Here is a 19,932-nt window from a genome sequence, read left to right on the forward strand (position 1 = left end):
CGTCCGGCGGCGGCGCGGATGCCCACCACAGGTGCGGCTGCTTCGCGCGTGTACGCCGGTGCGCCCACGAGGCACGATCGAATCATGGCGATCTCAGGAACCGACGCGTACGACCGGGCCGCGGAGCCCCTTCCCCCACTCGTCCGGCGCGCGGTCGCCGCCGCCCGGCGCCACGGCTTCACCCACTCCTGCCGTCCCGAACAGGGGCGGCTGCTGCACCTCCTGGCGAGCGGCGCCCGGGGCCGCATCGGCGAGACGGGCACGGGGTGCGGTGTGGGGCTGGCCTGGCTGGCCTCGGGCGCGCGCGAAGGCGTACGGCTCTTCAGCGTGGAACGGGACGCCGAGCGGGCCCGGATCGCCGCCGAGGTCTTCGCCGACCGACCCGAGGTCCGGGTCGTCCACGGCGAGTGGCAGCGGATCGGCGACCACGGCCCGTACGACCTGCTCGTCCTCGACGGCGGCGGCCACGGCAAGGCGCACGACGACGGTACGGCCGGGCTCTTCCCGCTGCTCGCCCCCGGCGGCACGGTCGTGATCGACGACTTCACCCCCGCCGCCAGCTGGCCGCCGCTGCACCGCGGAGTCCCCGACCGGGCCCGGATGCACTGGCTGAACCACCCGTTGCTGCACGCGGCCGAGGTCCGGCTGGCCGACGATCTGAGCACGGTGGTCGGCACCCGCAGACCACCGTCCGCCGACCGGCTGCACGCGCTGGAGCGCGGCCAGGTCTGCCGGGGCGTCGTCACCCACACCCCGCGTTTCGGCGTGTTCGTCGACCTCGACGGCATCGAGGGCTTCATCCGGGTCCCCGAGGTCACCTGGCGGCACATCGACTCGGTGGACGAGGTGGTCCGGGTCGGCCAGGAGATCACCGTGGAGGTGCTGGACATCGACGCGGAGCGGCAGCAGGTGCAGCTGTCGCTCAAGGCGCTGGAACCCGACCCGATGGCGCGGTTCGCCCGGGACGGGCTCGGCCGGGTGGTGCGCGGCGCCGTCACGCACGTCGCACCCTTCGGGGTGTTCGTCGAGGTCGCCGACGGTCTGCAGGGACTCGTGCACAACGACGCGCTCGCCCATCTGTCCGTCCGGCCGGCGACCGGCGACGAGCTGACCGTGGAGATCGTCGGCATCAATCTCGTACTCCGGCGGATTTCGCTGGCCCTGGTGTAGGAACGGTCTTGTCGGTGTCCGTGACACAGGCCCGTACGGCACGTCCCTACGACCAAGGAGTACGCCGCGTGTCCTCCCTCTTTCCGGCCCTGACAGGTGGCTCGGCCGCACAGCGGCCCGCGCTGCGCTTCGGTGACCGCGCCCTGACGTACGGGGAACTCGCCGCCGCGGCGGGCGCGCTCGTCCCGCGCATCGGTGCCGCCGGCCGGGTCGCCGTGTGGGCGACGCCGACCCTGGAGACCGCCGTGGCCGTCGTGGCCGCGCTGCTGGCCGGCGTGCCCGCGGTGCCGCTCAACCCGAAGTCGGGCGGCAGCGAACTCGGGCACATCCTGTCCGACAGCGCGCCCTCCCTGGTGCTGGCCGCCGAGGGCGACCGACTCCCCGACGGACTGGCCGAGTTGGAGCGCGTGGACGTCGACGTCGACGCACGCGGCAGCGGTCCGGCCGGGCCGGCTGCCGAACCGGAGCCCGCCGCGCCCGCCCTCGTCGTCTACACCTCCGGCACCACGGGACCGCCCAAGGGTGCCGTCGTCCCGCGCCGAGCGATCGCCTCCACCCTGGACGCGCTCGCCGACGCCTGGCAGTGGACCGGTGACGACGTCCTGGTGCACGCGCTGCCGCTCTTCCACGTGCACGGGCTGATCCTGGGCATTCTCGGACCGCTGCGCCGCGGCGGCTGTGTACGGCATCTGGGCCGGTTCGGCACCGAGGGCGTGGCGCGCGAACTGGCCGACGGCGCGACGATGCTGTTCGGGGTGCCGACGATGTACCACCGGATCGCGGAGACCGTGGCCGGCGACCCCGGGCTCGCCGAGGCGCTCGGCCGGGCCCGGCTGCTGGTCTCCGGTTCGGCCGCGCTGCCCGTGCACGACCACGAACGGATCGGCGCCGCCACCGGCCGGCGGGTGGTCGAGCGGTACGGCATGACGGAGACCCTGATGATCACGAGCGTGCGGGCGGACGGCGAGCCGCGCGCCGGCACCGTCGGCGTGCCGCTGCCGGGCGTCGAGGTGCGGCTCGTCGAGGAGGACGGCACCGTCATCGGCGGGTACGACGCCGACGGCACCCCCAACGGCGCGTACGGCGCGGAGCACGTGGGCGAGATCCAGGTGCGCGGGCCGAACCTCTTCACCGCGTACCTGAACCGGCCCGACGCGACCGCCGCCGCGCACACCGAGGACGGCTGGTTCCGCACGGGTGACATGGCGGTACGGGACGCCGACGGCTATGTCCGCATCGTCGGCCGCAAGGCCACCGACCTGATCAAGAGCGGGGGTTACAAGATCGGCGCGGGCGAGATCGAGAACGCGCTGCTGGAACACCCGGAGGTGCGCGAGGCAGCCGTCACCGGTGAGCCGGACGCCGATCTGGGCGAGCGGATCGTGGCCTGGGTGGTGCCCGAGGGACCCGCCCGCCCCGGCCTCGGTGCGGAGCTCGCGAACCATGTGGCCGACCGTCTCGCCCCGCACAAACGGCCGCGCGCCGTGCACTTCCTGGACTCCCTGCCCCGCAACGACATGGGCAAGATCATGAAGCGGGCGCTGAAGCATGGCTGAGCGTTTCTCGGCCCGCGAGGCCGTCGCCCTGGTCACCGGCGGCTCCCCGTTCACCGAACTCGCCTCCCGGGAAAGGGAGTTCAAGCCGGACGGACCACTGGAGTGGCAGGGCTACGACACCTCTCGCGCCCGGGCCGCCGCGCGCACCGGCGAGACGGAGTCCGTCGTCTGCGGACACGCGACCGTCGGCGACACTCCCGCCGTGATCATCTCGTTCGAGTTCGGCTTCCTCGGCGGCTCCCTCGGCGAACGCACCGGCGACCGTCTCGAAGCGGCGTACATCCACGCCCGCGAGCACCGTCTCCCGGTCGTCTCGCTCGTCGCCACGGGCGGCAGCCGGATGCAGGAGGGCATGCTCGCGCTGACCCAACTCCAGCGCGTGGCACGACAGTCGGCGCTCACCCGGGAGGCGGGGCTGCCGCAGCTCGCGGTGGTGCGGGACCCGACGACGGGCGGCGGCTGGGCGACGCTCGGCGCGGACGCCGATGTGATCCTCGCGCTGCCGGGCGCCCAGATCGGGTTCGCGGGCTCCCGGGTCCGCCCGGCCGACGCGGATCCGGCGGCGTACACCGCGGAGGCCCAGCTGGCGGCGGGCGCGGTCGACGCGGTCGTACGACCGGAGGACCTGGGCGAGAGGCTGGCCCTGTGGCTCGCCCTGCTCACGCGGCCGACGGCGACACCGGCACCGGTGCCCCTGGCCCTTCCCCCGACCGCCTCCGAGGTCACGTCCGAGCACGGCTCCGCGTCCGCGGCGCCCTCCCGGGTCGCCCCCGACGGTCTCCCCGCCACCGGCTGGGACGCCGTCCTGCGTGCCCGGGCGCCCGAACGGCCGCGCGCGCAGGCCTACTTGGACGCCTACTTCACCCGGCGGGCCGCCCTCAGCGGGGACCGGTGCGGTGGTACGGACGACGGGATGCTGTGCGGCTTCGGCGAGCACGAGGGGCGCGCCGTCGCGTACGCCGCCCAGTGCGGGACCGCCACCCGCCCCGCCGGCTACCGCACCGCCGCCCGGCTGGTCCGCCTCGCGGGCCGGCTCGGCATCCCGGTGCTGACGTTGGTGGACACGCCCGGTGCCGCCAATGACGCGGACGCGGAGCGGCAGGGCGCGGGGGCCGCGATCGCCGACCTCTTCGGCGCCGTCGCCACCGCCCGTACCCCCGTCACCACACTTCTCATCGGCGAGGGCGGTTCGGGCGGCGCCCTCGCGCTGGCCGCGCCCGGCAACACCTGGGCCACGCCGGACAGTTACTTCTCGGTCATCGCGCCGGAGCTCGCCGCCGCGATCCTCAAGCGCCCGCCCGACCAGGTGCGCGCGACGGCCGACCACCTCCACGTACGCCCCCAGGACCTTCTCGCCCTGGGGGTCGTGCGCGGAATCGCCGGTGGAACAGCGGGAGTTACCGCACCCCCACCGCCCGAATGACCTCCTGGCTCACCGTCCCGCCCCGGTCGTCGCTCGCCGAGGCCCGCAGGGAGATGTACTGCGCGTCGCGGGGCACGGTCAGCGTGCCCCGCCAGGCGGCCTCGGCGCCGGACAGCTTCACCGTCCGCCACGACTTCCCGTCGTCGTACGACACTTCGAGCCGGCCGCCCCCGATCGTCCCGGTGCCGGGCGCACCGGCGACGTACTCGGCGAAGATCCCGACCGGCACCCGGCTCCCGCCGCGCACCCGGCCCGCCAGGTCGGTGTCGAGGTCGTAGCCGAGGTTGAGCAGCGGCAGGAAGGTCCAGCGGTCGTCGGGGGTGGCCGCCGAGCGGACGGTCCACTCGGCGTGGCCCTTCGTCGACAGCTGCCAGCGGTCGGGGTCCAGCGTGGTGTCCGTGACGACCTTGTACGTGTGCTCGTCGGCGGGCGCGTCCCACGCGTACGCGCCCGAACCGGTCCGCCGGTCGACGAGAGTGCCGTCCTGGTAGACCTCGGTGACCTGGGCCATGCCGTTGCCCTCGCTCCACACGTCGCCGAAGCCGGTGTGGTCGGGCCCGGAGTCGCCCCAGCCGGGCGTGTTGAACTGGAGGGTGCTGCCCGAGCGCTGCTGGCCCCAGCCCAGCCCGGTGCCGAGCCAGGGGTGCCAGACGGGCTTGAACCAGTCGAGGTCCGGGTGCGTCCCGCCCCGGTACGCGATCAGCCCGCTGCGCTCCTCCAGTGCGCCGTCGCCCACCGTCACGGACTCGTGCCACAGCTGGCCGGGGCCGGTGGAGACGTAGTCGGTGCGCTCGGCCGGGTAGTCGATGCGTTCCTGGAAGCCGATCCCGACCGGGAAGGCGCCGGTGAGCGAGTACCGGAACTCGCTCCCGTCGGCCGGCTTCACCGCATGAAACTTCGTGTCCAGGACGGCGAGTTGGCTGCGGGCCGGGCGGTACGTCAGATCACGGTCCGGGATCCGGTTCCGGTGGCCCTCCGAAAGGTCGTACACATAGGGGGTGTTGAGCGTGCCGGTCATGTCCACCCGGCCGGCCGCCCGCAGCCGGGCCGCGTCCGCGGTGTTCACGGTGGCGATCTGCAGCGGCCGGTCGGCGTTGTCGTCGGTGCCGAACCAGGCGTTGAGACGCCCGGCGTTGTCGTCGGTCACGAACAGCGCCAGGGCGCCGGCGTCCTGGGCCGCCTGGGCGAGCGCGGCGGGCTCGACACCGTCGGTGAGCCGCGCGAGCACCGCCCGGCCGCGCACCGCCGGGGTGAAGGGCCCGTCCCCGACGTCTACGAGCGGCAGTCTGCTGCGCCCCTCGATAAGCGTGCCGCCCGGCTGGGCGACGGCCTCGCCGAGCCCCTTCACCTGGAGCAGCGGTTTCCCGAGCCGCCACACGGTGCGGTACTCGAAGCTGCCCTCGGTGACCTCCGGGGTGGGCGCCGCGAAGACGCTGTCGTACTTGACGGGCACCTGGACCGCGCCGAACAGGTCGGATCCGCCCGCGGCACGGTCGTACTCCATCAGCAGTTGCCGTGTCTCAGTCCGCCGGTCCACCTCGGCGGCGACCTCCCGCAGGGTCCGCCCGTCCAAGGTGATCTCGCGGTCGCGGTCGAGGGTGACCTCGGGCGCGGCGAGGAAGCCGAGGCCGAGCGAGTCGGCGCCGTGGCTGCCGCGCACGTCGAGGAAGGACGTGAGGCTGTACGTGCCCGGGGCCAGCCGCAGTTCCAGGGTCCCGGAGTCGCCGACCGACGCGGGGACGGGGTCGGCGCCCTCGGCGAGCCGCTGAACGGCGAGGTCGGCCGGGGTCGCCGCGCCCGCCCGGTCCTTGACGTGGACGATGAGCGTGTACCGCTCCTCCTCCTTGACCAGCCCGAACGCGGTGTGCGCGACGGGTGCACCGGCCACGGACGCGACGATCCGGCCGCTGGTGCCGCCCACCGGCGCCTTCGAGCCGTCCCCGGTGACCGTCGTGGTCGCGGTGCCGTGCGCCGGCACGGTGAGCGTCGGGTCCGCGAGCCGGGCGACACCGTCGGCGGCGCCCTGCACCGCGAGGCTCAACTCAACTGATTTCTCCGAGGAGTTGGAGTAGGTGAGGGTCCGGGTGACGGGCTTGTTGGTGTCGTAGGGCCAGCGGTAGTAGCCGAGATCGGCGCTGCCCGTGGCGGTCACCGACGAGCCGACCGCGTCCGGCACGCTCACCCGCCCCGCGCCCAGCACATAGGCGGACGCGTCGAGTTGCTTCGAGGTGGACATCAGCGCGTCCTTGAGCTCGGCGCCGCTCCAGTCCGGGTGCCGCTCGGCGAGCAGCGCGGCAACGCCCGCGACATGCGGTGTCGCCATCGACGTACCGCTCATGCTCGTGTAGTCGCCGCTGCCGTCGACGAGCCGGGAGCGGGCGGCGAGGATGTCGACGCCCGGCGCGGAGAGGTCCGGCTTCAGGGCGTTGTCGCCGTACCGGGGGCCCGCACTGGTGAAGTACGCGGCCTCGTCCGCGGAGTCGACCGCGCCGATCGTCAGCGCCGAGTCGGCGGCGCCGGGCGAGCCGATGGAGGACGGGGCGCCGGTGTTCCCGGCGGCGACGACGAACAGCGCGCCGGTCTCGCGGGACAGCGTGTCGAGCGCGGCGGCCATGGGGTCGGTGCCGTCGCTCGGCTCGGACGACCCGAGGCTCATGGACACCACCTCGGCGTGCACGTCCCGCGCGGCCCACTCCATGCCGGCGATGATCTGGGACTCGCTGCCCGATCCCTGGTCGCTGAGCACCTTGCCGACGGCGAGCGTGGCCCCGGGCGCGACCCCCTGCTCCTTGCCGTCCGATGCGGCGCCACTGCCGCCGACGGTCGAGGTGACGTGCGTGCCGTGGCCGTTGCGGTCGGCGACGTCCTCTCCGTCGATGAAGCTCCTGCTCGCCGAGATCCGGCCGGCCAGGTCGGGATGGCCGGCGTCGGCACCCGTGTCGAGGACGGCGACCGTGACGCCCTTGCCGGTGAGCCCGGCCTCCCAGGCCGCCGGGGTGCCGATCTGCGCGTTGCTCTCGGCCAGGTCGGCCGTGACGCGGCCGTCCAGCCACACCTTGCCGATGCCAGCCTGCCGGGTCAGCGACCGCCAGAAGGCGCGCCCCTTGCCGGCGTCCACCGCCATCCCGTCGACGCTGTCCAGCGTGCGCGTCTTCGCGGCGCCGCGCGGCGTCACCGCCCGCGCCCCCTTGTCGTACGTCACGATCAGCGGCAGCGCGTCGGTCCTGCTGTCGGCGAGCCCCTGCCGTATCAGCCCGCTCACGTCGAACAGCCGCCGGTCCAGCGTGCCGGCGCGCAGATACGGCAGCGCCTCGTCCGGTACGACGGTGACCGCGCCGTCCACGACCTGGGTGCGCACGGCGCCGGTGGCCCCGGTGGGCCGATCGACCGTCACCGTCTTCCGGCCGCCGGGGAGATCGGTGACGGTGACCTTGTCGCCGGTGACCAGGGTGACGGTCCTGGCGGCACCCGCCGGCTTCGACGCCGAGGAGCCGGCACCGTCCACGGCCGGCTTCGAGACCGAGGTGCCGGCCCCGCTCGCGGCCGGCTTCGACGCCGAGGAGCCGGCCCCGGCACTCGCGGCGGGCCCCGGTCCCGAGGCGCCGGCGTCCTGTGCGATCGCAGGGCCCAGGGGCAGCAGGGCGAGCACGAGTCCGGCCGGCACCAGCGTCGCCCGGCGTCTGCCCGGTCCTCTGTTCATCAATGCCTCTCTTCGTCGGCACACGCTCCGGACGGGGTGGTGCGCGAGCACTGCGATGAGTGTCGGTTGCCTTGTGCGGCACGGGAGTTGACGGGAGCTGGCGGGAAGGCGCCCTGGCGGCTTCCCGCCAGTCCGGCGGCCGGGGAGCCGACGCCGCGAAAGACCACCCGTCCAGCGGCACCCCGCCCGGCGCACCCCAGGAGGCGACGACCCGTCAGCAGCCGCACGATGCCAGAGAGGACCGTCGCCCGGCGGAGCCTCACGGTCTGTGCTCTCGGGAGGAACCGCCATGACCGGCAGTCTGGATCAGTTGCGCCGCTGTCACTTCGCCGTCGACCTCGGAGCAGCGCGGACCCGCGTGTACGTGAAGGGCGCCGGGCTGGTCGTCGACCAGCCGAGTGCCGCCGCGATCAACACGAAGACGGGCGCGCTGATCGCGGTCGGCGAGTTCGCCGAGAAGATGACGGGCCGTACCCCCCACTACATCCGTGTCGTACGGCCGGTGTCCGGCGGCACGGTCGTCGACATCGAGATGGCCCAGCGCATGCTGCGCCAGCTGCTCGGCGACAAGATCCGCCGCACCCTGCGCCGCAAGCCCCTGCTGCGGGCCGCCGCCTGCACCCCGCACGACGCGGACCCGCTGGCGCAGCGCGCGGCGATCGAGACCCTGGTCGGGCTGGGCGCGCGGCGGGTGGAGCTGGTGGACACGCTCATCGCGGCCGCCGTCGGCTGCGGGCTCCCGGTCGAGCAGCCCGAGGCCACCATGGTCATGGTCTGCGGGGCGGCCGCCACCCAGGTCGCCGTGCTGTCGCTCGGCTCGATCGTCACCGCCGAGCGCATTCCGGTCGGCGGCGAGGCCGTCGACCACGCGATCGTGCAGCACCTGCGCCACCAGCACGAACTGATGCTGCCGAGCCAGTCCGTACGACCACTGCAGCTCGCCCTGTCCGGGAACGGGCTCACGCCGCACGGGCCCGCCTCCACCGAGATCCACGGACGGGACGTCGCCACCGGCCTCGCCCGTTCCGTGCAGGTCGACACCGCCGCCGTACGCGATGCCATCCAGACCCCGCTCACCGCCGTGCTCGACGGCATCGGCAAGGTGCTGCGCGCCTGCCCGCCGGACCTGGTGGCCGACCTCGCCGACCGCGGGATCATGATGGTCGGCGGCAGTGCTCTGCTCCCCGGGCTCGACCAGATGCTGCGGCAGGCGACGGGCATGCCGGTGCACATCGCCGAGCGGCCGGACATCTGCGCGGTCCAGGGCCTCGGCTACATGCTGGAGGGCAAGATCGAGCCGCTGGTCCTCGACCCGCTGGCGGGCTGACCCCCCGCCCGCGGGGAGCCCGCCCATGACCGACCCCGTCCCTCGCCTCCCCTCCCTGCTGGAGGCGGTCCTCAGTGTCGGCACCGACCTGGAGCTGCGAGCCACGCTCCAGCGGATCGTGGACGGCGCCGCCGAGCTGACCGGCGCCCGCAGTGCGGCGCTGGGGATGGTCGATCCGGGGCACGACGGACTGCTGGAGATCCGTACGGCGGGTCTGTCCGCGACCGACCGGAGCCTGGTCGGGCGGACGGACGACTCCCTGGGGGTCCCGATCCGGGTCGACGACGAGGTGTTCGGGAACCTCTGTCTCGCCGGGAAACGCGGCGGCCCGTTCACGGACGAGGACGAGCAGCTGCTGCACGTCCTGGCCGCCCAGGCGGGCATCGCGATCGGCAACGCCCGGCTGTACGAGACGGCACGGCAGCGCGAACGCTGGATCGAGGGTGCCGCGGCCGTCACCAACGCCCTGCTGAGCGGGGTGGCCGCAGCCGACGCGCTGATGACGGTCGCCGAGCGGGCCCGGCTCCTCGCCGACGCCTCCGCGGGGGTCATCCTGCAGCCCACCGACGAGGGCGGTATGGAGATCGTCACCGCCTCGACGCTCGACGACCCGGGCGACCTGGTCGGCACCACGATCGAGCCGGGCAGCCCGGTTCTGGAGCAACTCCTGGGCGGCGAGCCGGTGTTCGTCGAGGACTCCGCGACGGACGCCCGGATGACCACGCGGGTACGGCACCGGTTCGGCCCGAGCATGCTGCTTCCGCTCCAGACTGCGGGCCGGCTGATCGGCACCCTCGCGCTGCCCCGCCACCGCGGTGACCGCCCCTACACCTCGGTGGAACGGCTGCTCGCCACCCAGTTCGCCTCGCAGGCGGCGCTCGCCCTGGTGCTCGCCGACACCCAGCACGGCCGGGAGCGGCTCGCGGTCTACGAGGACCGCGACCGCATCGCCCGCGACCTGCACGACCTGGTCGTCCAGCGGCTCTTCGCGACGGGCATGATGCTGGAGTCGACCCAGCGCCGCAGCACGGACGACGACGTGAGCGAGACCCTCGGCACGGCGGTGGACGAGCTGCAGTCCACCATCCAGGAGGTCCGTACGGCGATCTTCGCCCTGCAGCAGCCGCCCGCCGACGCCCCCACCACCTTCCGCGGCAAGGTGCTGCGCGAGACGGCGGGCGCCGCCGCGGTCCTCGGCTTCCAGCCGTCCACGCGTTTCCTGGGCGCCGTGGAGAGCCGGCTGCCCGAGCCCGTCGCCGGCCATCTGCTCGCCGCCCTGCGCCGCGCGCTCGCCGAGGCGTCCCGCCGCCCCGACGTCTCCCGCATCGAGGTGACGGTCGACGTGACGGCGACGCTGCCGGACGGCCGCCCCGGGGTCCGTCTGACGGTGTACGACAACGGGGCCGCGGACGACGGGAGTTCGACCACCACGGAGACCTGGCAGTCGCCTCTGTGAGCCGCCCGCACCCCGCACCCGCCCGCGGGAACCCCCGCCCCACGTCGACCCCTTGACGACACTTCACAGCCTCCGTAGCGTCACGCCCGATACGTACACATGACCACAGTTCACATACGCGAACCTGCACGAGGGAGAGGCGAGAGCGGATGCCCATGATCCAGCGACGTGTGGTGGTGTCCGGCGGCGGTACCGGGATCGGCCTGGCGACCGCGCACGCGTTCGCCGCGGACGGCGACCGGGTGGTGCTGCTCGGCCGGCGCGACGACGTGCTGCGCAAGGCGGCGGAGGAACTCGACGCCCGGCACGGCGAGTCGACGGCGACCTGGTACGCGGCGGACCTCTCCGTCCCCGAACAGGTCACCGCGGCAACGGAGTTCATCGCCGGCGACGAGACGCCCGTCGACGTGGTGGTCGCCAACGCGGGCGGCAACGTGGCCCCGTCCCACGACGGCACGCTTGAGTCCGTCGCTGACAGCTACCGCCGCAACTTCGACGCCAACGTGCTGACCGCGGTCCTGCTCACCGAGGCCCTGCTCCCCCATCTGCGCCGCCCCGGCGCCCGCATCGTCCAGGTCTCGTCCATCGCCTCCCTCCGCGGCCCCGGCTCCTACGGCGGCTCGAAGGGCTGGATCAACACCTACACGTACGACCTCGCCCAGCGCCTCGGTCCCGAGGGCATCACGGCGAACGCGGTCGCTCCGGGCTTCGTCGGCGACACGGAGTTCTTCGGCGACCGCGCCACCCCGGAGTTCATCGCCTCCCGCGTGTCCCAGTCCCTGACCGGCCGCCCCGGCAGCCCCGCGGAGATCGCCGCCGCCATCCACTACCTGTCCTCCCCCGAGGCCGGCTACATCACGGGCCAGCTCCTCCACATCAACGGGGGTGCGGCCCTGGGCCGCTAGGGCCTGTCCGGCCGATCACGGTGGAGGCGAGCGATCGGTTCGCCTCACTGGAAGCCGTTCCTCACAGTGGAAGCCGTTCCTCACAGTGGAAGCCGTTCCTCACAGTCGAAGCCGTTCGTCGCATGGGAAGCCGTTCGTCGCATGGGAAGCCGTTCGTCGCATGGGAAGCCGACCTCACCCCGTTCACGTCACCGTCGACGGCGGGCCGTGTGCGTGGACGGGGTGGTCGCGGCGGCACTCCGTTGACAAGGGAGGTCACCCGGCGTTGACTGACAGCACGGCGTAGGGCCATGCCACTCCGTCCCTCGGACGACGCATTTCGCCTTCCCGATTCGCCCGGACCCCGCGGAACAGAGGAAACTCCGCGATCTGGAGGCCCGGCGATGTGATGGATTCTTCTCCTTCTGCTGATCCTGGTGGTGTTCGGGTTCGGCTGCACGATGCAGACCCTTTGGCGGGGCGCCGCCGTACTCCTGATCGTCCGGATCACCGGCTTCGCCAGGAGCGGGCTCGGCGGTGGCGGTCGGCACGGCGGCGGCCGCGGAAGCCGGTACGGCCGTAGTCGCAGGTAGTCCACACCAGCGCAGGAAGGGTTCGTCATGCCACTCCGCCCGCCTCCCGAGAGCTCCCTCTACACACTCGGCACCCGCGACGGCCTCGACCGCCTCGACGAGGAGGAACTGGGCGCGCTGGACGCCCACTGGCGGGCGGCGAACTACCTGGCCGTCGGGCAGATCTACCTCATGTCCAACCCCCTGCTGACCGAGCCGCTGGCACCCGAGCACGTCAAACCGCGACTGCTCGGCCACTGGGGCACCTCACCGGGACTGAACCTCGTCCACACCCACCTCAACAGGGTCGTGAAAGCACGGGACCTGGACGCGATCTGTCTCTGGGGGCCCGGTCACGGCGGACCTGCCGTGGTGGCGAACTCCTGGCTGGAAGGCAGCTACACCGAGACGTATCCGGACATCACGCGGGACGCGGCCGGCATGGCCCACCTCTTCCGGCAGTTCTCCTTCCCGGGCGGCATCCCCAGCCATGTCGCACCCGAGACCCCCGGGTCGATCCACGAGGGCGGCGAGCTGGGCTACTCCCTCGCGCATGCCTACGGGGCCGCGTTCGACAACCCGGGACTCCTGGTGGCCTGCGTGATCGGTGACGGTGAGGCCGAGACAGGTCCGCTGGCCGCCTCCTGGCACTCGAACAAGTTCCTCGACCCGGTACGGGACGGCGCCGTCCTGCCGATCCTGCACCTCAACGGCTACAAGATCGCCAACCCGACGGTCCTGGCCCGGATACCGGAGCCCGAACTCGACGCCCTCCTCAGGGGATACGGCCACGAGCCCCTCCATGTCACCGGGGACGACCCTCATGCCGTCCACCAGGCGATGGCGCGCGCCATGGACGAGGCTCTGGACCGTATCGCCGCCTTCCAACACGCCGCCCGCACGGAGGGCGCCGCCGAACGCCCGCGGTGGCCGGTGATCGTGTTGCGCACGCCCAAGGGCTGGACCGGACCCGCCGAGGTCGACGGCCTCCCGGTGGAGGGCACCTGGCGAGCGCACCAGGTGCCACTTGCCGCCGTACGCGAAAACCCGGACCACCTGCGGCAGTTGGAGCAGTGGCTGCGCTCCTACCGGCCCGAGGAACTCTTCGACGAGCACGGACGCCCCCGGGAGCAGGTCCTGGCCTGCGTCCCAGACGGCGCACACCGCCTGGGCGCCAACCCGCACACCAACGGCGGTCTGCTGCTGCGCGACCTGCCCCTCCCGCCCCTGGAGCGGTTCGCCGTCCCGGTCGACAAGCCCGGCGCGACAGCGCATGAGCCGACCCGCGTCCTCGGCGACCTGCTGGCGCAGGTGATGGCCGACACGGGCGAGCGGCGCGACTTCCGGCTGGTCGGCCCGGACGAGACGGCCTCCAACCGCCTCCAGGCCGTCTACGAGTCGAGCGGCAAGGCGTGGGAGGCGCAGGTCCTGCCCACGGACGAACACCTGGAGCGCGGCGGCCGGGTGATGGAGATCCTCTCCGAACACACCTGCCAGGGCTGGCTGGAGGGCTATCTGCTCACCGGGCGGCACGGCCTGTTCTCCTGCTACGAGGCCTTCGTCCACATCGTCGACTCGATGGCGAACCAGCACATCAAGTGGCTGCGCGTGGCCCGCCGGCTCCCCTGGCGCCGCCCGATCGCCTCCCTCAACTACCTGCTCACCTCGCACGTGTGGCGCCAGGACAACAACGGCTTCTCGCACCAGGACCCCGGCTTCGTCGACCACGTGCTCAACAAGTCGCCGGAGGTCGTGCGGGTCTACTACCCCCCGGACGCCAACACCCTGCTGTCCGTGGCGGATCACGTGCTGCGCAGCCGCGACTACGTCAACGTCGTCGTCGCGGGCAAGCAGCCCTGCTTCGACTGGCTCGACCTCGACGCCGCCCGCGCGCACTGCGCCCGCGGCGCCGGGATCTGGGCCTGGGCGGGCACCGAGTCCGACCCCGGCGAGCCCGACGTGGTGCTCGCCTGCGCGGGCGACGTACCCACCCTCGAAGTGCTGGCCGCGGCCTCGCTGCTCCGCCGGCACCTGCCCGAGCTCGCGGTGCGGGTGGTCAACGTCGTCGACATCGCCCGGCTGCTGCCCGTGGAGGAACACCCGCACGGCATGCCCGACAGCGAGTACGACGCGCTGTTCACCCCCGACAAGCCCGTCGTCTTCGCGTATCACGGCTATCCCTGGCTGATCCACCGGCTCGCCTACCGCCGCGCCAACCACCCGCACCTGCATGTGCGCGGTTACAAGGAGGAGGGCACCACCACGACCCCGTTCGACATGGTCGTACGCAACGACCTCGACCGGTACCGGCTGGTCATGGACGTCATCGACCGGGTGCCCGGCCTCGCGGTCCGCGCGGCGGCACTACGGCAGCGGATGGTCGACGTCCGCTACCGCCACCACGACTGGATCCGCACCCATGGAGCCGACCTGCCCGAGGTCGCCGACTGGACCTGGAGCCAGTGACCACCCGCGCGGCAGAACCGCGCACGCGGCGCTTCCCGCCCCACGGCCCGCAGAAGCCCGCCGCGGGCTGTCGCCGCACAGACCCCAGGGGCCCTCAGCGGCTCGACGGTGTGAGCTGCGGTGGCACGTGTGCCCGGTCTCCGCGCGTCGAGAGCCGTGCCCTTCCGCCGTCCGTCGCTCGGCCGGTGCGCCGCCACAGACGTCCGCACGCCTTGTAGAAGCGGTCCGGCAGGAACACGGCGTCCGCGATGATCATCGCGCCGGAGAACAGCGGAAGTCCCATGAGTACGGCGATGCCCAGGTGCATGCCCAGCAGCATGGTCAGGACCGGGTATTTGAGCCGTCCGAACAGGACGAACGGGAACGCGACCTGCAACAGCACGGTCAGATAGCAGGCGACAGCGATCAGCGCGTCGTGCTCGTCCGCCATCAGGGAGAGCTCCGGCCAGGGTCGGAACAGGTCGAGATTCAGGACGTAGTGCAGGGCGGTGCCGTTCCCCCACGAGCCGCCCTGCACCTTGTAGAGACCCGCGGAGCCGTAGAGGAAGCAGACCTGGGCCGCGATGACGAACATGCCGCAGTTGTGCAGCACCGCCGTCAGGGTGTGGCGGGATGCGCGGAACTCGGCCGCTCGCCGGCCCGTCGGCGTACGCGCCGCCCTGCCCTCCGAGGCCCGGAGACGGGTTCTGCGCGCGTCCAGGGACCAGCGGCGGCCGCAGGCGGTGAGGACGAGGTACATGGCCATGAGGAGGATGAGGTTGTCCCCTCCGTCGGTCATGAAGATCGCCCTGGCGTGGAACGACGCGACCACCACGGCGAACAGCACGGACACCGCTCTGGTCCGCCAGCCCAGCAGGAACAGCACGGACGTGACGAGGGCCAGCGCGTAACAGGCCTCGAAATAGGCCCGGTTGTCCGACAGGGTCAGGATGCTGGCCCACCCCGTCTGGTCGAAGAGCTGCCTCGCCAGCTCAGGCGTCCACGGTGAACCAGGACCCCAGATCTCCTCGCGGTTCGGAAACTCCCGCAGCAGGAAGACGAGATAGAGAAACCCGTATCCGATACGCAGGACCGCCGCGGCGTAGAGGGAGACCGGCCGCTCGGTCAGGGCGCCGAGAAGCGCACCGATCCGCTCCGGCACGCCGGCGTCCGCCCCTTCGGGAGTACGCCGATGCGCTGCGCGTGGCTGCTCAGTTTCCATGGGAGTCCACCTTCCACCAGGGCAGGTTCCGCGTTTCCACGGGCTTCGGGGCGGCGGCGGCCGGGTCGGCGCCGTTCGCCCCGGCGGGCGCGGCGATGGGCACCGTGATCACCCGCAGCTGGACGCGCTCGACGGGGCCGCCCAAGTGGGCGGCGAGGCGCTCCGCCGCGATGTTGGCCAGGTAGCGCTGCATCATCAGCGCCCGTTGCGAGCGTGGCCGGTCGTCACCCCCGTGGGTGTCGAGGTAGGAGCTCCAGGCCCGCCGCAGCATGTTCTGGGTCGTGTGACTCGGGAAGGGGTTGTGCCGCACGGCGGCGTTGTCGACGGCGGTCAGGTCGAACCAGCCGCTCACCCGGGTGCTGCCGTCCGGGGCCGTGCGCAGGGTCCGTGCCGAGATCTGCCGGTTGACCGACTCCGGGTCCGGCGCGAAGAGTCGCCAGTTCTGCTCGAAGAGGGGGAAGACCCATGCGTTGACCTGGCGGCTGTACTGCCGGGAGACGGGGTTCGGGGGAGCCACGTGCAGAAACACCAGGAGGACATGGACCAGCGCGGTCGCCAGACACACGACCACCGCGGCGCGCACTCCCGCCTTCAGGAGGAGGGGCGGAGGCTTCGGAGGACCTTGGAACGCCAGGGCCTTCCCCCTTTGTTCTCCTGGCGCTGTCGGCTCAGCGCCGGTCCGGTCCGGTTCATCGACATCCACCGTTTCAACGCCGTCCTGCACGGCCCCACCCGGCCCTTCGGTCCTGGCTTCTCTCACTGCTTCTCCTGAGATTTCGCCAACGGCGCGCGACGGAATCGACCACGATCCGTCGCGCGCCGCTCGTCCTGTCCGCTCAACGGGAGCTAGGCAGATTTCCTGTCGTGACCTGCTTGATCGCTGCCGTAGCCCTCGGGCCCGCCGGGCTTGCCTTGCTCCCCGCCGTATCCATGGTCGTCGGGCTTCCCACCGTGATCGTGGCCGCCGGGCTTGTGGCCGTGGTCATGGCCGCCGGGCTTGTGGCCGTGGCCGGGGTGGCCGGTGCCACCTGTCGCGCCACCGTTGCCACCGCCGGTGGTGGCACCCGTGGTGCCGCTCGTAGTAGCTCCCGCGACGAGGCCGCCGAGGGCGCCACCCGTGGTTCCGCCCGACGTCAGGACGCCGCCGAGGAGGCCGCCCAGGACACCGCCGGTTCCGCCACCCGTCGGCACGCCGGCGATGGCACCGACCGTGGTGCTGCCCGTGGTGCCCGCTGTGGTGCCGCCTGACGTGGCACCCGCGATCACACCGCCCGTGACCAGCCCACCGGTGGTTCCACCGGAGCCGCCGGCGGCACACGTACCCCGGTTGATCGTGTTGTTGTCCAGCGTCACGGCGCCGGTGCGGGCCAGTGCCCTGCCGTCGATGGTCGTTCCCGTGGTGACGGTGATCGACTCCTGGGCCATGATGGTGCCCACGAAGGTGCCGTTGGTGCCGAGGGTGGCCGAGCTGCCGATCTGCCAGTACACGTTGCACGGCGAGGCGCCGTTGACGAGGGACACGTTGCTGCCGGACGCCGTCGTCAGCGTCGAACCGATCTGGAAGACCCATACGGCACTGGGGTCGCCGTGCGCGTCAAGAGTGAGCGTGCCGGTGATACCCGCGGAGATGGGCGCCTTGTAGACCCCCGGGTTCAGCGTCCTGCCACCGAGCTCCACGGGATCGGGAGCGGTGGGATACGTGACGTCCGGGGCCTGTCCGGCGGCGTCGTTGTACGCCGTCACCAGGTCGCTCTTGGCCTGGAGCGCCACCGCGTCCGCGGAGTGCTGGGCCCCGAGCACCGTGCCGGGCGGGAATCCGATGATCGCCGTTCCCGGGTGCACTCCGAGTGCCCCGGTGATCGACGAGGGCCCGGTGTTGGTGACTTGTGAACCGGCCAGTACGGCGAAGCTGCTCGCCGTACCCAGAGATACGGGTGTGGCAACGGCGCTGGCGCGGGTCGGCGTCATCGCGAGTACGACGGCGGCGATCGCCACGGCCGCAATCGCCGCGAGCCACACCGACATGGCGCGCCGCAGCGGCGCATCAGGGATATTCAGCGTCATCGAGGGGCCAACTCCTGTGAGGGGGCAGTGCCTTGGCGGCGGTTCTCGGTCGCAGGGAATCGCCTGTTTTGTGTCGTTGGCATATTACGCAGGAAGAAATTCCACGAGGGCTTCACCAAGTGACTCCGCCGGAATCGGCGAGCCAACTGCGAAGTGCATAGGAATACTTAATGGGCCGGATGGCGTCGACCCCCTGCCCGGAAAGGCACACAGGGAATTCACCGGAGGACAACTCTCCCCACGAGCCGGCCGGTCGCCGGCCGGCGGAAGGGAGGGCGCACCGGAGGAAGACCGCTCGGTGCACCTGCACGAGGGCGGCGGAAGCGACCGCCTCACGGCTGTCACCAGTGGAGAATCACCTGATGATCTCGCGAGCGACCGCGCACGGCCGGCCACCGCAGGACGACTTCACCTGCCTCGATCACGCGGCAACGCCCACACATTCGGCGCAGGGCGGCCGCGGAGGAACAAGCGGGTTGCCACCGCACATGAGCAGGCCCACGCCGAACTCGCCGCAGTCATATTGAATTGCGGGCCGATTCACTCTCGCGTGCGTTCGCCCCGACGGGTCACTCCGGCGTGTTTATGCCGGAGTCATCGCTTCATTCGCCAGGGCGCCGATGGGCGTGAAAAGGCCTCGCGCCATAAGTGGTCCGTGCCTCTTCGGGAAACCATGGCCAATGGACATGCCCCGCCAACTCCCCCGCTATGGAGCCGAGTTCACTTCCCCCTTACGCCGGACAGGTGAACTCCGGCAGACGATCGCGCACGGCCGCGGCGGGGCAGTACACAATGCGCTCACTGATTCTGATCTTGGCAGGCTGCCCACCAGCAGAGGCCCTGGGAGCCGGAGGCACACAGCTCGTGGCGGCGAACATCAACCCCACCGTCGGAAAGCGCCATCTGGGAGCCGAGCTCCGCCGGCTGCGGAAGGCCAGCGGCCTGACGAGTACACAAGTGGCCGAGCGGCTCCTCGTCTCCCAGCCCAAGATCAGCCGGCTGGAGAACGGCCAGCGCGCCATCAGCCCCCGCGACGTGCGCGACCTGTGCACGATCTACGGCGTGACGGACCAGCAGGTCGTCGACTCACTGATGCGGATGGCCAAGGACTCCGGGCAGCAGGGCTGGTGGAATGCCTACGGCGACCTCCCCTACAGCACCTATATCGGCCTGGAGACGGACGCCGTCTGCATCCATGCCTACGAGCCCACGGTGATCCCGGGCCTGCTGCAGACGCCCGCCTACGCCCACGCGGTCATCGAGAACACGATCCCGCTGGTCACCGTCGAACAGGCCACCACCCGCCTGAGGGTGCGGTTGCGCCGTCAGCACCGGATCTACCACCCGGCCCGCCCGCTGCGTCTGTGGGTCGTCCTGGACGAATCGGTACTGCACCGCATCGTCGGCGGTCCCGACATCATGCGCGAACAACTGGAGCACCTGAACGCACTGGGCGCCGAGCCGCACATCACCGTGCAGGTCCTCCCCTACGGCGTGGGGGCCCACCCCGGCCTTTCAGGGCAGTTCTCCATCCTGAGGTTCGCCGACAGTCCTGATGCGGGGGTGGTGTACCTGGAAGGGTCCACCAGCCACGTCTACCTGGAGAAACGATCCGACCTGCAGCACTACGGCACCACGTACGCCCACCTGCAGGCCCTGGCCCTCGATCCGGACAGCACCCGCCACTTCATCGCCGACACCATCAAGACCCACATCGACGCGGAGAACTCCCCGCTCCGCGACCGTGCCTCCACGGAACGGGAATAGCTCACCGGGCCGGCCGGGCGCTCAGCCCTGGACGAGGGCCAGGATTCCGCCGGCCAGGAGGAAGAACCCGCCGGCAATGGCGATCCCTGCGAGGGCGGCGAGAACGGCCGGCCGCAGGATCACCGACGAGGACGCCGGAGCCGCGCCGAGCTGCCGGCGACGGAGCCCGAGCGCCCGGACACCGCCGAAGACACCCATCAGTCCCACGATCAGGTACGGCATGTGCGTCAGCCCTCCAGGCTGTCGAGTGGCTCCGCGAGCTTGCGATCACGGAGAGCGCGCTCCCTTCGGAAAGGGGATCCGAGGCATCTCGACCCCGAAGGCGCGCGTCCACCATAGGAGGACT

The 19,932-nt window shown here is 72.0% G+C and carries 13 protein-coding genes; 8 read left to right on the forward strand and 5 right to left on the reverse strand.

From position 1 onward, the window contains the following. Positions 1-84: 84 nt before the first annotated feature. The 3 genes from ACFWM2_RS23515 (at position 85) to ACFWM2_RS23525 (ending at position 4,149) form a co-directional block, all read left to right on the forward strand. Entirely contained in the window at positions 85-1,170 is a 1,086-nt protein-coding gene (locus tag ACFWM2_RS23515) for a S1 RNA-binding domain-containing protein (protein WP_383283156.1), read from the forward strand. A gap of 68 nt (positions 1,171-1,238) precedes the next feature. Then, complete coding sequence (locus tag ACFWM2_RS23520) at positions 1,239-2,726, forward strand: acyl-CoA synthetase (protein WP_383283159.1); 1,488 nt, start codon at positions 1,239-1,241, stop codon at positions 2,724-2,726. Next, a complete protein-coding gene (locus ACFWM2_RS23525; RefSeq protein ID WP_383283162.1) occupies positions 2,719-4,149 on the forward strand; it encodes a carboxyl transferase domain-containing protein in 1,431 nt (476 codons plus the stop codon). Before ACFWM2_RS23520 ends, ACFWM2_RS23525 begins: the two co-directional genes overlap by 8 nt. Here ACFWM2_RS23525 and ACFWM2_RS23530 read toward each other — a convergent pair. Then, complete coding sequence (locus ACFWM2_RS23530) at positions 4,124-7,849, reverse strand: S8 family serine peptidase (protein ID WP_383283165.1); 3,726 nt, start codon at positions 7,847-7,849, stop codon at positions 4,124-4,126. The genes ACFWM2_RS23525 and ACFWM2_RS23530 overlap by 26 nt on opposite strands. Positions 7,850-8,138: 289 nt before the next feature. On the opposite strand from ACFWM2_RS23530, the gene ACFWM2_RS23535 reads away from it, so the two are divergent. From ACFWM2_RS23535 to ACFWM2_RS23550, 4 genes are all read left to right on the forward strand, one after another. After that, the gene (locus ACFWM2_RS23535) at positions 8,139-9,176 is read left to right on the forward strand and encodes a rod shape-determining protein (RefSeq protein ID WP_383283168.1); all 1,038 of its coding nucleotides are present in this window, start codon (positions 8,139-8,141) and stop codon (positions 9,174-9,176) included. 25 nt (positions 9,177-9,201) lie between these two features. After that, positions 9,202-10,632, forward strand: coding sequence for a GAF domain-containing protein (locus ACFWM2_RS23540; protein ID WP_383283171.1), 1,431 nt, complete (start codon positions 9,202-9,204; stop codon positions 10,630-10,632). A gap of 155 nt (positions 10,633-10,787) precedes the next feature. Further along, on the forward strand, positions 10,788-11,537 hold the full coding sequence (locus tag ACFWM2_RS23545; RefSeq protein ID WP_383283174.1) for an SDR family NAD(P)-dependent oxidoreductase: 750 nt from the start codon (positions 10,788-10,790) through the stop codon (positions 11,535-11,537). A 599-nt stretch (positions 11,538-12,136) separates the two neighbouring features. Further along, positions 12,137-14,554 carry a phosphoketolase gene (locus tag ACFWM2_RS23550; protein ID WP_383283177.1) on the forward strand — a complete coding sequence of 806 codons (2,418 nt, stop codon included), beginning with the start codon at positions 12,137-12,139 and terminating at the stop codon, positions 14,552-14,554. Positions 14,555-14,648: 94 nt separating this feature from the next. Here ACFWM2_RS23550 and ACFWM2_RS23555 read toward each other — a convergent pair whose 3' ends face one another. The 3 genes from ACFWM2_RS23555 to ACFWM2_RS23565 form a co-directional block, all read right to left on the reverse strand. After that, positions 14,649-15,755 (reverse strand): HTTM domain-containing protein, encoded by a 1,107-nt coding sequence (locus tag ACFWM2_RS23555; RefSeq protein ID WP_383283180.1) that lies wholly within the window; start codon positions 15,753-15,755, stop codon positions 14,649-14,651. Continuing rightward, on the reverse strand, positions 15,745-16,338 hold the full coding sequence (locus ACFWM2_RS23560; RefSeq protein ID WP_383283182.1) for a DUF5819 family protein: 594 nt from the start codon (positions 16,336-16,338) through the stop codon (positions 15,745-15,747). The genes ACFWM2_RS23555 and ACFWM2_RS23560 overlap by 11 nt, the downstream gene beginning before the upstream one ends. A 263-nt stretch (positions 16,339-16,601) precedes the next feature. Beyond that, positions 16,602-17,819, reverse strand: a complete 1,218-nt coding sequence (locus ACFWM2_RS23565; RefSeq protein ID WP_383283184.1) for an ice-binding family protein — start codon at positions 17,817-17,819, stop codon at positions 16,602-16,604. An 864-nt stretch (positions 17,820-18,683) separates the two neighbouring features. On the opposite strand from ACFWM2_RS23565, the gene ACFWM2_RS23570 reads away from it, so the two are divergent. Continuing rightward, positions 18,684-19,586 carry a helix-turn-helix domain-containing protein gene (locus ACFWM2_RS23570; protein ID WP_383283187.1) on the forward strand — a complete coding sequence of 301 codons (903 nt, stop codon included), beginning with the start codon at positions 18,684-18,686 and terminating at the stop codon, positions 19,584-19,586. Between the two features lie 21 nt (positions 19,587-19,607). Here the strand turns inward: ACFWM2_RS23570 and ACFWM2_RS23575 are convergent, their stop codons facing one another. Further along, on the reverse strand, positions 19,608-19,808 hold the full coding sequence (locus ACFWM2_RS23575) for a hypothetical protein (RefSeq protein WP_383283190.1): 201 nt from the start codon (positions 19,806-19,808) through the stop codon (positions 19,608-19,610). Positions 19,809-19,932: the final 124 nt, after the last annotated feature.

This window comes from Streptomyces sp. NPDC058371, from assembly GCF_042723265.1.
GTDB lineage: Bacteria > Actinomycetota > Actinomycetes > Streptomycetales > Streptomycetaceae > Streptomyces.